General features: G+C 39.8%; 13 protein-coding genes. 3 read left to right on the top strand and 10 right to left on the bottom strand.

The window, feature by feature from the left end:
* Position 1: 1 nt before the first annotated feature.
* Both LQV35_RS02950 and LQV35_RS02955 read left to right on the top strand, forming a co-directional pair.
* On the top strand, positions 2-691 hold the full coding sequence (locus LQV35_RS02950) for an ABC transporter ATP-binding protein (RefSeq protein WP_230056374.1): 690 nt from the start codon (positions 2-4) through the stop codon (positions 689-691).
* Positions 657-1,790: an NnrS family protein gene (locus LQV35_RS02955; protein ID WP_230056375.1), complete on the top strand. Its 1,134-nt coding sequence runs from the start codon at positions 657-659 to the stop codon at positions 1,788-1,790. Before LQV35_RS02950 ends, LQV35_RS02955 begins: the two co-directional genes overlap by 35 nt.
* Positions 1,791-1,823: 33 nt before the next feature.
* Here LQV35_RS02955 and LQV35_RS02960 read toward each other — a convergent pair whose 3' ends face one another.
* Positions 1,824-4,067, bottom strand: coding sequence for a molybdopterin oxidoreductase family protein (locus tag LQV35_RS02960; RefSeq protein WP_230056376.1), 2,244 nt, complete (start codon positions 4,065-4,067; stop codon positions 1,824-1,826).
* Between the two features lie 306 nt (positions 4,068-4,373).
* Here LQV35_RS02960 and LQV35_RS02965 point away from each other — a divergent pair, with 306 nt between their 5' ends.
* Complete coding sequence (locus LQV35_RS02965) at positions 4,374-5,012, top strand: Crp/Fnr family transcriptional regulator (protein ID WP_230056377.1); 639 nt, start codon at positions 4,374-4,376, stop codon at positions 5,010-5,012.
* Between the two features lie 85 nt (positions 5,013-5,097).
* Here the strand turns inward: LQV35_RS02965 and LQV35_RS02970 are convergent, their stop codons facing one another.
* From LQV35_RS02970 to LQV35_RS03010, 9 genes are read right to left on the bottom strand one after another with little or no spacing between them, the layout of a single operon-like run.
* Positions 5,098-5,961 (bottom strand): formate/nitrite transporter family protein, encoded by an 864-nt coding sequence (locus tag LQV35_RS02970; protein WP_230056378.1) that lies wholly within the window; start codon positions 5,959-5,961, stop codon positions 5,098-5,100.
* A gap of 26 nt (positions 5,962-5,987) precedes the next feature.
* Complete coding sequence (locus LQV35_RS02975; protein WP_230056738.1) at positions 5,988-6,434, bottom strand: hydrogenase 3 maturation endopeptidase HyCI; 447 nt, start codon at positions 6,432-6,434, stop codon at positions 5,988-5,990.
* Between the two features lie 18 nt (positions 6,435-6,452).
* A complete protein-coding gene (locus LQV35_RS02980) occupies positions 6,453-6,797 on the bottom strand; it encodes a formate hydrogenlyase maturation HycH family protein (protein WP_230056379.1) in 345 nt (114 codons plus the stop codon).
* Positions 6,794-7,618: an NADH-quinone oxidoreductase subunit B family protein gene (locus LQV35_RS02985; RefSeq protein ID WP_230056380.1), complete on the bottom strand. Its 825-nt coding sequence runs from the start codon at positions 7,616-7,618 to the stop codon at positions 6,794-6,796. The genes LQV35_RS02980 and LQV35_RS02985 overlap by 4 nt, the downstream gene beginning before the upstream one ends.
* Complete coding sequence (locus tag LQV35_RS02990; RefSeq protein WP_230056381.1) at positions 7,615-8,154, bottom strand: formate hydrogenlyase complex iron-sulfur subunit; 540 nt, start codon at positions 8,152-8,154, stop codon at positions 7,615-7,617. The genes LQV35_RS02985 and LQV35_RS02990 overlap by 4 nt, the downstream gene beginning before the upstream one ends.
* The gene (locus LQV35_RS02995; protein WP_230056382.1) at positions 8,151-9,887 is read right to left on the bottom strand and encodes a hydrogenase large subunit; all 1,737 of its coding nucleotides are present in this window, start codon (positions 9,885-9,887) and stop codon (positions 8,151-8,153) included. The genes LQV35_RS02990 and LQV35_RS02995 overlap by 4 nt, the downstream gene beginning before the upstream one ends.
* A gap of 1 nt (position 9,888) precedes the next feature.
* On the bottom strand, positions 9,889-11,364 hold the full coding sequence (locus LQV35_RS03000; RefSeq protein ID WP_230056383.1) for a hydrogenase 4 subunit F: 1,476 nt from the start codon (positions 11,362-11,364) through the stop codon (positions 9,889-9,891).
* 2 nt (positions 11,365-11,366) lie between these two features.
* Positions 11,367-12,005: a hydrogenase 4 membrane subunit gene (hyfE, locus tag LQV35_RS03005; protein WP_230056384.1), complete on the bottom strand. Its 639-nt coding sequence runs from the start codon at positions 12,003-12,005 to the stop codon at positions 11,367-11,369.
* Between the two features lies 1 nt (position 12,006).
* Complete coding sequence (locus LQV35_RS03010) at positions 12,007-12,927, bottom strand: respiratory chain complex I subunit 1 family protein (RefSeq protein ID WP_230056385.1); 921 nt, start codon at positions 12,925-12,927, stop codon at positions 12,007-12,009.
* Positions 12,928-12,934 lie beyond the last annotated feature (7 nt).

Consider the following 12,934-nt stretch of genomic DNA (forward strand, 5'->3'; position numbering starts at 1 on the left):
TTTGCTTATTTTAGAAAATTTAGAGTATGAAATTTTGCGTGATCGCATAGTTCGTGATTTTAGTTTAAGCCTTGAGGCTGGGTATATTGTAACGCTTTTTGGTCCATCTGGATGTGGAAAGACTACGATTTTGCGATTAATCACTGGGCTAAACGAGCCAAAGCGAGGTAAAATTTTAAATTCTTTTAAAAAAACCAGATATCTTTTTCAAGAAAACCGACTTTTAGAACACAAAAATGCTCTTGAAAATATCCGTATCGCAAACAAAGATAAGAGTGATAATGAAATTTTAGCCTTTTTAGCTGTCGTAGGACTTGCTAAAAAAGATGCGATGAAGTATCCTAGTGAGCTAAGTGGCGGTATGCGTGCGCGCGTAAGCTTTGTGCGTGCACTTATCGGAGAGCCTGACTTGCTGTTGATGGATGAGCCATTTTCTGGGCTTGATGTTGATATGCGAGAAATTTTAATGTCTGAAATTTTAAGCCGAGTAGAACTTGGCATGAGTATAGTTTTGGTTACTCATGATAGATTTGAGGCGGTAAGGCTAAGTGATGAAATTTTGTTTTTAAGTCAAAAAGGTATGCATGTAGAGCAAAATTTATCACTTAAAATTCCACAAAAAGAGCGCGATTTTGCGTTTGTGAGTAGGGTTATAGATGAGAAATTTGCTTCAAGGATATATTTTGATTAACGACTTTTTTACGCATCCAATGCGAATTTTTTTCTTTTGTGCAGTATTTTGTGTGTTTCTTGGTTGTGCTAGCTTTTTTGTAGCAGAGGACTTTGTCAGTTTGCATAAATTTGCCTTTTTAGGGCTTGTTTGCCCGCTTGCGTATGCTGGGTTTTTATTTACGGCTATACCAGACTGGACGAGCTATCTTGGCAGCCTAAAACGCCATAGTATAGCGATGTTTGTGCTTTTTGCCCTTTCCTTTGTGGTTATGTTTTTGGGTTTTGAAAAGGGCTATTTTATAATGGGCTTTTTTTGGGTGTATCTGCTAGTTTTTGCCGCTGTGCTTATATTTTTGGATAAAAATGATGATAACTTTAGTATTTTGGCAGTTTTAACAGGCTTTTGTATTCTTAACTTTTTGTATGTTTTTACACAAAATGAGAAGTTTTTAAGCGCTCAAATTCATCTTAATATGCTAGCCGTTGTGGTAGTTAGCTTTCGTGTTAGCGTGGTACTTGGTAAAGAGGCGTTTAAATTAGAAGAGGGTATGAATGAGGCGGTTTTTGCCCCAAATTTTGTCTATAAAAATCTTTTGCTAACTATACTTACGGTTCTTTTACTTGCTGTTTTATTTGAAGTATCAAGTAAAATTTTAGGTTTTATCTCGCTTGGTTGCGGCTTTATAATGATGGCAAGACTTCATGAAATGCACTATAAAGTGCTACTAAAGCGACATTTTGTTGTATTTTACTATCTTATTAGCTTAATTGGTGGACTTGGTTATATTTGGCTTGGGGTAAGTGAAATTTTAGAACTTTCTCAAAGTTCAAACGCCATACATCTTATAGCTATTTGCACTATTTTTGGCATTATAATGTTTATATTTAATGTGGCTGGGCTTAGACATAGTGGACAAGAGCTTGTCTTTTTAAGGCTTTCGCGACTTGGAATTTTCGCACTTTTTGTAGCTGGTGTTTCACGCTCGGTTTTTGCTATGTTTTTTGAAGTTTTTTATATCATACTTCCAGCGATATTTCTTGCTATGACATTCATTTGTTGGGGGATAAATTTCTATGCTATTTTCAGGGATAATGAATTTAGTAAAGATCCAGAGTAAAAAAAGCCAAGAGAAGGACTCTTGGCTTTTTTCTTAATACCTTCGTACCGATAGATACGGGGTTTCAGAGTGCATGCTTATCTCGTTTTGCTCTCTAAATTTTATAAACTCATCTTCGGTGAGTTTTTTGATATTTGCGATGGTCATCTTAAGTGGAGTGATACCAGAAAGTGGGTCTGGATCGCTTGCATTTGCAAGTTCGTTGCCATCTGCTTCACTGTAGTGAAATGTCGTAAATATCGTGCCTTCTCTTAGGTCTGGGTTGATACGAAGTTTAGCTGCTATCTTGCCCCTTTTATTTTCAACCAGTGCATAGCAACCCTCTTCAAGCTCCCTTTCTCTAGCGATATCTTCGCTAACTTCTATAAGCGCACCCTCCATTCCAGCACCATGCTCTAGGGCAGGGCATTCTCGTGTCATCGTGCCAGTGTGATAGTGATATACCTTACGACCTGTTGTAAATAAGCAAGGATAGACCTCGTCAGGCACTTCACTAAGCATTCCGCTACCCACTGGATGAGTATCAGGGATATTTAGTCTTGCTCTAAATTCAGCCTCAGCACTTGCACGCTGCTCTTTATCTTCAAGGTAGATAACTGGCGCAAAACGGAATTTGCCATCAGGCAGCATAGAAATTTTATCCGTATAAAGGTCTGGTGTGCCAGGATGTTCCTCATCTGGGCAAGGCCAAGAAATTCCACCAAGCTTTTCAAGACGGTAGTAGCTTATGCCACCAAAGAATTTTGGTTGAAGCTCTCTAAGTTCATTCCAAACTTGCTCTGCATCATGAAAACCAAATCCCTCAAGTCCCATCTTTTTAGCGATATTACATACCACTTTCCAGTCAGGCTCCACACCACCAACTGGCTCGCTGGCTTTGCGAGTGCGCTGAACACGGCGAGATGTATTAAGAAAAGTTCCATCTTTTTCGCCCCAGCACGCAGCTGGCAAGACTACATCAGCTTTTTGTGCACTTTCAGTTAAAAAAAGATCTTGGACGATAAAGCAGTCAAGATGATGAACAGCATGAACAAAGTGCTCTGTCCAAGGATCACTCATCACAGGGTTTTCGCCAAAAACATAAAGTAGCTTTATCTCGCCACTATCTATCTTATCTGGGGCTTGCGTAAGTTTAAATCCTGGAGTTGGATTTAGCTCAAAGTGCCATACTTTGCGAGCTTGCTCTTGTGCGTAAGGAGAATTTACGGCTCCTGCTGGTATGACATTTGGTAATGCTCCCATGTCGCATGCGCCTTGGACATTGTTTTGTCCTCTGAGCGGATTTACCCCAGCGCCTTTTTTGCCTAAATTTCCAGTTAAAAGGGCTAAATTTGAAAGGCAAAAGACATTTGATGTTCCATCTGTAAACTGAGTGATGCCCATAGTATAGCAAATAGCAGCTGTTCCAGCTTTTGCATACATCCTAGCAGCTACAGTGATAAGCTTTGCACTCACGCCAGTTTCGCGCTCAAAGCGCTCCGGAGTAAAGTCTTTTACAGCCTCTTTTAACCATTCGTATCCTATGGTATAGTTTTTGATAAACTCATCATCTTGTAAATTTTCAGAGAGTATCACATTCATCATAGTGTTTAGTGTTTTGATGTTTGCACCAATAGGAATTTGCAAGTAAATATCAGCCTTTTTCGCCATATCTGTGCGCTTTGGATCAACTACGATCATTTTTGCGCCCCTTTCAAGTCCGCGTTGCATTTGCATGGCGATGATAGGGTGGCACTCGCTTGTGTTTGTGCCTATTAGCAAAAATACATCAGTATCGGTCGCAAACTCAACTAAGTCGTTCGTCATAGTTCCATTTCCAAGTGTGTTGGCAAGACCTGCCACTGTTGGAGCGTGTCAAAGACGAGCGCAATGATCTACATTGTTACTACCTTGTGCCCTAAAAAATTTCTGAAAGACATAGTTGTCTTCGTTGTTTGAGCGAGCAGAGCTAAAGCCCATAATGGCGTTACTGCCGTACTTCTCAACGGTAGTTTTAAATTTTTGCGCCACAAATTCATAAGCCTCGTCAAAGCTTACTTCCGTTAGTTCGCCGTGTTTGTCAAAAACACCATTTTTTTTGCGGATAAGTGGCTTGGTTAGGCGTTTTGGAGAATTTACAAACTCCCAGCCAAACATACCTTTAAGGCAAAGTTCGCCATCATTTACATGGTGGTTTTCAGTTGGTTTTGCCTCAACTATCCTGCCATTTTTTACGATAAGATCAATCCCACAGCCCGTTCCACAATACGGACAGGTGGTTTTTACCACGCTTTGCATTTTTATCCTTTCTGATTAAATTCAAAACAAATTATATCACTAATTAAATAAAATTAATTTTAAAATTACTAAAAAAATTTAAAATAATTTTAATAATATGCTTTTTTTGCATATTATTAAATAGCGAAAATATAGGCATTTAAAAAGAATTTTACAAAAAATAAAAAATTTAAAAATAAATTTTTTTATGATATTTTGCGAAATTTATAATATAAATTTCGCTAGTAATCTTAAAATACTAAAGTAGTTATTTTAATAAATTTTAAAATTTTTCAGATATAATTTTGGCTACCTTGAAAGGATACAATGAAAAAATCTCGTTTAGGACTACTTGAAACAAACATCGCATCGGTGCTAAGCTACGATGAGATCTCTAAATTTAGCCATGAGCGCTTGAGTAAGGGGAACACCATATATGCAGGCTTTTTAAAGATAGTTATATTTATAAGCGGCTCAGCAAAGCTCTGTTTTTTTGAAGATGGGGAGGAGTTTATCATCTATCATCTAAAAAAGGACAATATCACGATAGTTGATGAGAGTTGCGTGCTTGAGATCTTAGAAGATAGCGAGGTTTATACTATGGACGCTGATCAAATGGACTGGCTTTTTGAGAACGAGAGGTTTTGTAAATTTTATACAGAAACTCTTACAAATATCACTCTAGTTCAGCGTCAAATCATCAGATCCATCCTCTTTGAAAGCGCAAAGGGTCGTATAGCAAATTTCTTGATAGAGCTTTCAAATGAACAAAATTTAGTCCAAAATGGCTATCATTTTATATTCTTGCCATTTTCTGTAAAAGTGCTTTCAAGCTTCGTTGGGCTAAAGCGTCAAAGTGCCTCTACTGCGTTTAATGAGCTTATAAAAGATGGAGTGATAAAGCGCATATCGCCACATGAGTTTTTGATAATTGATTTTGAAAAACTTCAAAGCTATACAAATTAATTAAATTCCTTAAGCTTATAAAGTAAAAAACCCCAAGGCAAAAACTGCCATGGGGCTAAATTTATTAGAATGGGGAGTTGTAAAATTATGCCTCTTTTTTCATCTCGTATTGATTTGCTATAAATCCAACGAGACCTACGAAAAATAGACCGCCTACGATATTGCCAAGTGTTACTGGTACTAGGTTTTCAACTAAGAAATTTTTCCAGTTTAAAAGCTCTAGCTGCTCTACGCTAACACCGTGTAATAGATGTGAAAGTGCGTGCAAGTCGCCACCTACTGTTGCTAGATAGTGTCCTTTTGCTATGATGGCTTCTGTAATGATAAACATATTTGCCACGCAGTGCTCCATAGAGCAAGCCACAAACGCACCTATCATCCACATAATGGCAAAAAATTTACCACTTAGATCATTTTCGCTTGTAGCTGTCCAAATAGCCATACAAACAAAGACGTTACAAAAGATACCGCGTATAAAAAGTTCATGAAATGGAGCTGTTATCTTGCCTATACCAGCAGGTATGAAGTGCTGTAAGATATAGCCATCAAATTTTAACGGCAAACCCGAGTAGTAATACATATAAGCAATGAGTGCGCCACCTATGAAGTTACATATCCAAACAAGCACCCAGTATCCTATGGTCTTACCTGGTGTTAGCTTACCAGCATAAGCGCTAACGCCACTTAAGATCGAGCTTGTAAAAAGGTGTCCGCCATAAAAAACGACCATCATGAGACCACAACTAAATGTGATACCGCCGATAAAATTTGCAAGTCCGATAGACTGCTTCTCAGCCATACCCACAGTCGAGTGCGCCCAAAATATATCGCCCATCGCTATCGCAGCACCAGCCATTATAGCCAAAAATATTACGCTAGAAATTGGCGTGTGTGCTTTGTGTTCCATCGCCCCAGATATAGCTTGGGCGGTTTGTGCAGGATTTAGCATCTTGTACTCCTTATGTAAAAATATTTTTAACTAACTAAATTTCTATCAATCTCTAAAATTCGCTCATATGCCTTTTTGGCACTATCTTTTGCCTTTTGGCTAAGTCCTTCTTTAAAATCAAGGACATTTTCAAGCAAAACACTAATGCCTAAAAACAGCGTTTTTTCGCAAATTTTACGCAGATAGCTTAGCAAAACTGGTGTTGGTAGGTTATGTGTTGAGTAGATATAGTCTTTATCATCACTTAGGTCAAAAAACTCGATCTTATCGTCGTTAAATCCACTCATCGCATCAACTACGATTAAAATTTCAGGCTCAAACTCTCGTATCGCTTTAAACTCATTTTCAGGCACATCTTCGCCGTAAAACACTCGCCATTCAGGTAGGTTTTTCTCCACCAAACGACCGACTTCGTTTCCGACATCATCATCGCCTCTTAAAGGATTTCCGATACATAAAATCGCCTTTTTAATACTTTGCATCACCAGCCCCTAAAAATCTTTCCTTAGCATTAAGTAGCCCTCTTTAAGGCCTCTTAAAATTTCTTTAAACTCACACTCGCACATTTGCGGAATTAGCTTTGCAGCGTGTTCGGCAAATATCTCTACTTCAAAATATTTACTTATGTTTCCTATCTTAAATTTGACATATTCGCCTGAGTTTTCGATGATTTTGCTAAGTTCATCTTCGCTTATTTCAAGCACCTTCTCGCTAAAATCTATCGTCCCTACGCCGTGCCCTACGCAAGTTGAAAAGACTTTTATGTCTTTTAACTCGCGTGAAAGGTTTTCGTTATCATCCATGTGGCGTTTTGTTAGTTTAAAAACCTGTATCATTTTTTATTCCAAACTGCTTTTGTGTCTATGCTATACTCGCTACTTGCGTTAGCGTATTTTAAATAGACATCATTGTGTAAAATTCCCATACACTCAGCATATCTAGGATCATCCTCAGCCTTTATAGCAGCTACTAAAGCCTCTTTTGCAAGGGTTGGATTTTTAACATCGCTAGCTGCTTTTATAGCGCTCATATACTTATCAAAAAGTGTCCTGCCAAAGACATAGCTCATCAGCCTTTTACTTTCAGCTTGTAAGTCACGCTCAAAAAGTATATCGCCGATGATTGACTTCTCAACTGGCGGAGGCGTTAGATGATCGGTCTCAAAGCTTCGTTTTTGTAGCTTTTGATCTATTATGCCAAGTGCCATGCCAAGACCATATATGATGCTAGCTGGGTGCGGAGGACAGCCAGGGATATAAACATCAACCGGCACTATCTTATCTATACCACCCCAAACGCTATAAGCATCATGAAATATACCGCCACTGCTTCCACATGCACCAAGAGCTACGACGATCTTTGGATCAGGCGCTGCTTCATATGCACGAAGTAGCGGATAATACATCTGTCTAGTCACAGGACCTGTGCAGACTAAAATGTCAGCATGGCGTGGGTTTGCAACGAGTTTAAAGCCAAATCTCTCAGGATCCCACATCGGAGTAATAGCAGCAAAAATTTCTATCTCACAACCGTTACAGCTTCCGCAGTCGATCCTATAAACGCTAAAACTGCGTTGGATATTTTTTAAATGCTCTAGCTTTGATGTTAGATCATTTGCGTTTTTTATATCCTCAGGGACTTCATATACAGTTCTCATTTTATTCCCTCCTCGATACCTTTCGTAAGTCGCTCAACAGAGGCTGCTTGTTTGCAAGTAGGGCAGATATGCAAGTACTCTTTTGCTTCATCTATCCTGCCTGGTAATAAATTTGCAGTCTCTAACTTTTGCATAGCGTAGTTTATAAGTCTTTTTGGTGTAAAAGGCTTACCGCAACATGAGCATTTTTCTACCTCTAGCTCGCCCCTTTGTATCAATGCGCTTTTATCAAATTTCACCGCAAGCTCAAAGCTATCACTAAGTCTAACAGCACCTGTCGGGCAGACCTCATCGCAACGACCGCAAAATATACATCTTGCGCAGTCAAACTGCCATACAAGCTTGCTTTGCTCTTCGTTCATCTTTAGCTCTATCGCGTTGCTAGGGCAAGCTACACCGCAAGCTGCACAACCTATGCAAAGGTCGTATGTGTAGTGTGGCTGACCGCGAAAATTGTCATGAACTTTATACGGCTCAAACGGATAGGCGTATGTCGCCTTTCCGTATTTTTCAGTGATGTCAAATAACTTCATCATCTTAAATCCTTTCTAGAAAGCCCGCCATTTTGACAGATCTTTTTAAGGTCTTTTTCGGTTAAAATTTTATTTTTTCCGCTTCTAACATCAACTAAGGTCACACGCTCCGTGCAAGAGTAGCATGGGTCTAGCGAGCAGACGATAAGTGCTGCGTCTGAGATGTTGTTGCCTCTAAACTGATATCTTAAAGATGGCCAGTTGTTATATGTAGCGGCTCTACATCTCCATCTATAAACCTTTTGAGCACTTCCTTGCATGATCCAATGCACGTTTTCGCCCCTTGGAGCCTCATCGTGTCCAAGAGCAAAATTCTCAGGGCTTATCATCGTTTTAGGATCGATTGAGATAGGCGTTTGAGGCATGAGCTCTAGGCACTGGCGGATGATATGTATAGAGCTTTTTAGCTCTTTATACCTTACCATCTCACGACTAAATACATCTCCACCATGCTCTACCGCTACTTCAAACTCGATTTGTTTAAAGAAGTCATAAGGATGATCATAGCGGTTATCTCGCTTAAAGCCAGAACCACGCATATTTGGACCAACTGGGCTAAAGTCACGCGCTACTTGCTTATCAAGCACGCCAACGCCTTTCCAGCGTCCTATTTGGCGTTTATCCTCCATAACCGCATCCCAAATTTCATTTATCTGAACTTCAAGGTTGTTTATGATGGCTATGGCTTGTTTTATCTCGTTATTTGTCATATCTCTGCGTAAGCCGCCCATGATGACATTGCCATAAGTCTTTCTACCGCCAGTAACTAGCTGAGCTAGCTCCATTGAGTACTCGCGAACCCTGAAAATATGCATAAATGCGTTGTAGTTACCTGTAACCTCGCACGCTAGACCGATGTTTAGCAAGTGTGAGTGTAGGCGCTCTATCTCAAGGCATATAACCCTAATAGCTTGCGCTCTTAGTGGGATTTCAAGCCTTATAGCTTTTTCAGCAGCCTCGATACAAGCAATGGCATGAGCGTATCCGCAAATTCCACAAACCCTCTCAGCCAAATAGCCCATTTGATCGTAGTTCATGCGGTTTTCAGCTAGTTTTTCCATACCGCGGTGCTGATAAAATAGCCTATAATCAGCGTCAATTATCTCATCGCCATCGCAAAATAGCCTAAAATGACCCGGCTCATCACTTGTTACGTGAAGCGGTCCAAGTGGCACATCTACAACAGCATCGCCCCTTGGAAACAAAAACTCAGCCTCAGGCTCATCTTGATGTGCTACTGGATCAGGTCTGTAGCGATAGTCCATCGCATCTTTTCTTAAAGGATGAAGTCCATCAGGCCAATCATCTGAAAGAACTAACCTGCGCTTATCAGGCAAGCCCTCAGCTATCAAGCCAAACATATCAAAAGCTTCTCTTTCATACCAAACACAAGCTGGCACAAGTGGTGTGACAGATGGGAAGGTCGGATCTGCGGCTGGGATGAGTGTTTTAACTGTTATAAAGCACTTATCCTCAGGAGCGAAGTCATCAGCCTCGCTCATCTTGCTTCCCTCCATAGATATGGCATAATAAAGAGCAAAGCAGCCATTTATACTACGCTCATCATTTGGTATCATCGTGCTTAAAAAACCACCGATGTCGTAGTATAAGGTTTTAACCGCTAGTGGCAAATCATTTCTATCAACCAAAACGGTTATCTGATCGTCCGCCTGGCGGGTAGTTTCTAAAATTCTAACTTTGCTACTCAAAGTTTGTACAAATTTATCGCCACGCATATTAAGCTCCCATTATTATTTTTACGCTATTTTCAACGAGTGTGTAAAAGCTATCTACATGCCAAACACCAAAGATGATGATAAGCAAGCAAAGAGCGATGAGCGGAAGGTTTTCTGTTAGGCTCATCTCTTTTTTATGTACCACTTCACCTTTGACCTCGCCAAAGCTAGCCATGTTAAAGTGTGCAAAGTCAGCGACAAAGATGATAACCAAAGCTACCGCAAAAAGCGTAACGGCAATGTATTGTCCGCTCATTATCGCACCTTTAAAGACCAAAAACTCACTTACAAATATCGCAAACGCTGGCACACCGACAAGCGAGCAAACCGCTGCACCAAATAGCACCGTAGTAATAGGAGCTATCTTTATCATACCGCCCATCTTACTCATATCTTTGTGTCCGTAAATTCTAGCTATGTTGCCAGTAGAGCAAAATGCTAAAGCTTTTGTAAAGCTGTGAGCTAAGCAGTGAAATACAGCTGCAAATATACCAAGCTCTCCGCCTATACCAAGAGCAAAAGCGATAACACCCATATGCACGATAGAGTGGTATGCAAACATCCTTTTCACATCGTGCTGACGGATAAGGAAAAACGCACCTACAAACAAAGTGATAGTACCAGATACTAGCATGATCTCTTGAACGAACTCAAAGCCTACCGCGCCAGCTGTTACAGCGTAGTAGCGTAAAAGACCAAGCATCGCACATTTTAAAAGCACACCAGAAAGTAAAGCTGATATAGGTGCTGGACCTTGTGCGTGTACATCTGGTAGCCAAGTGTGAGTTGGTGCAAGACCAGCTTTTGTACCAAAGCCAATTAAAGCAAAGACAAAGATAAGCTTTGCGGCATTGTCATTTAGTGTGGCTGTATTTGCCATTATGCTAGTCCAAAGCATAGCCTCTTCGCCGTTGCCAGTATTTGCAAAAGTCGCTGAGTAAAGTAGTACTGTAGCATATAGTGCAAATGCAAGACCGATAGAGCATAAGACTATGTATTTATAGCCACTCTCTGTTGATTTTTTGTCTTTTAAGATAGCGACTAAGAAGACAGATGCAAGTGTCGTAGCCTCTATCGCAGCCCACATAAACGCGACATTGTTGCAAATCACACTAAGTGTCATCGTAAAGATAAAAACATGGCTTAGTGCGTAGTATTTTTTAAGGTCGCATAAATTTATATGTCCGCCTTCAAGCTCCCATTTCATATAGGTAGTGGCGTATAAATTTACCAAAAAGCCAGTAACAGCAATGAGAACTAAAAATACACAGCCAAGACTATCAAGGAACAAAAACTCATCAAAGCTAAAAAATGTTCCGCCTTGTAGCACTTTGCATACATTAAACAAAAGTGCTGCTGATGTTACTCCTGAGACTGCAACATGTAGCAGACTCATGGTTGAGTAATTCTTTGGCGCTAGCATTAAAAGCAGGGCACCAAGTAATGGTAAGATTAAGATTAAAGCTAAACTGTCCATCTTTAACCCCTTAAATTCGTAGCTTTTGAAGTATCCAAGCTACCATAAGCTTTGTAAAATCTCACAGCCAAAACACTCATAATAATAACCGCAAATATCGCATCGGTTAAAATTCCAAGCTCAACAAGCTCGTGTGAGTTGTATGCCATAAGTGCTAGACTTAGGTGGATACCATTTTCAAAAAGGCAGTATGCTAAGATTTGCTTGATAAAAGAATTTCTAAGCATAAAGCCAAAGACCCCCATCATAAAGATCGTAGCCGCGGCGATTAGTAAAATTTGCTCTTTTATAAGAGAAAACTCTAAAAATATCGGATGTATGCTCATCGCGATCGCTAGGCTAAATCCCATAGCAATAACCGGACTTACGAAAAATCCGCCAACAGGCTCATCTTCACTAACCACATTTAGCTTTTTAATAAGCATAAACAATATAGCTGGCACAAAGATAATCTTTGTAACAAATGCTACCATAGCCCAAGTGCTTAGCTGCTCCGCATTAAACGCTGATGAAAGCATCATAAACACACTTACTAAAAGCAGGGTTTGTACTGCATAGCAAGCCACCGATAGCTTTAAATTTCTAAGACCAAATACCGCAAGAGATGTAATCATCATACATATTGCTAAAACATCAAACATCTCACACCCCCACCACATAAAGTGTCAAAGCTATAAATGATATAGCCAAGGCATAAACTGCGTTTTTGCGAAGGCTAGATGTCATTTGAAAGCGTGGTCCAAAGTTATCTATAAACACAGCAGCTACATAAAATACGCCAGTTTTTAGAACAAAGACCAAAAGAGCTAAGAAAGGATTTGCAAAATTCCAAGGCTCAAATATAGTAAGGAAAAGTCCTATCATAGCAAATTGTTTTAATATAAGTGAAGCTTGAACCAAGCCCAAATCACTTCCCGCATACTCGCCAAGCAAGCCCTCTTGAAGCTCTTGCTCTGCTTCTGCTAAGTCAAATGGCTTTCTACCAGTCTCAACATACATACACCATAAAAACGCTATCGAAGCCACAGCAAAGCTAGGTATAAAGTATCCTATCTCGCCACTTTGAACTTTTTGCTGAATTTCAACTAAATTTGAAGTACCAGCTGCAAGCATAACTACGATTAAGCACATTATCATAATAGGCTCTACATAAACAGCCAACATCTGCTCTCTGCCGCCACCAGTTGCTGCAAATGGGTTACCACTATCCATAGATGCCGCACCAAAGACAAATCTAAGCAAAGCACCAAGATATAAGATAACAAATATATCAGCATACGCGCCAAAACCTGTGTTTTGGTTGTATGTTATAGGTATAGCAGCTAGGATAGCAGCTGAGGTAGCAAACAAGAAAAACGGAGCATATCTAAACACCCAGTGCGAGCACGCAGGAACTGTTCTACCACGCTTAAAAAGCTTTGCTATATCGCGATATGTTTGGAAAAAATCGCTTCCTTGTTTTGATTGAAGTTTGGCTCTTAGTTTTCTAGCCATACCATCAAATAAAGGAGCGACTAAAACGATAACGACGACTTGAAAAATCATTAAAAGTATAGTTTGCATTTTTCAC

Origin of the sequence: Campylobacter suis (assembly GCF_905120475.1) — a bacterium.
GTDB classification, from domain to species: Bacteria; Campylobacterota; Campylobacteria; order Campylobacterales; family Campylobacteraceae; genus Campylobacter_A; species Campylobacter_A suis.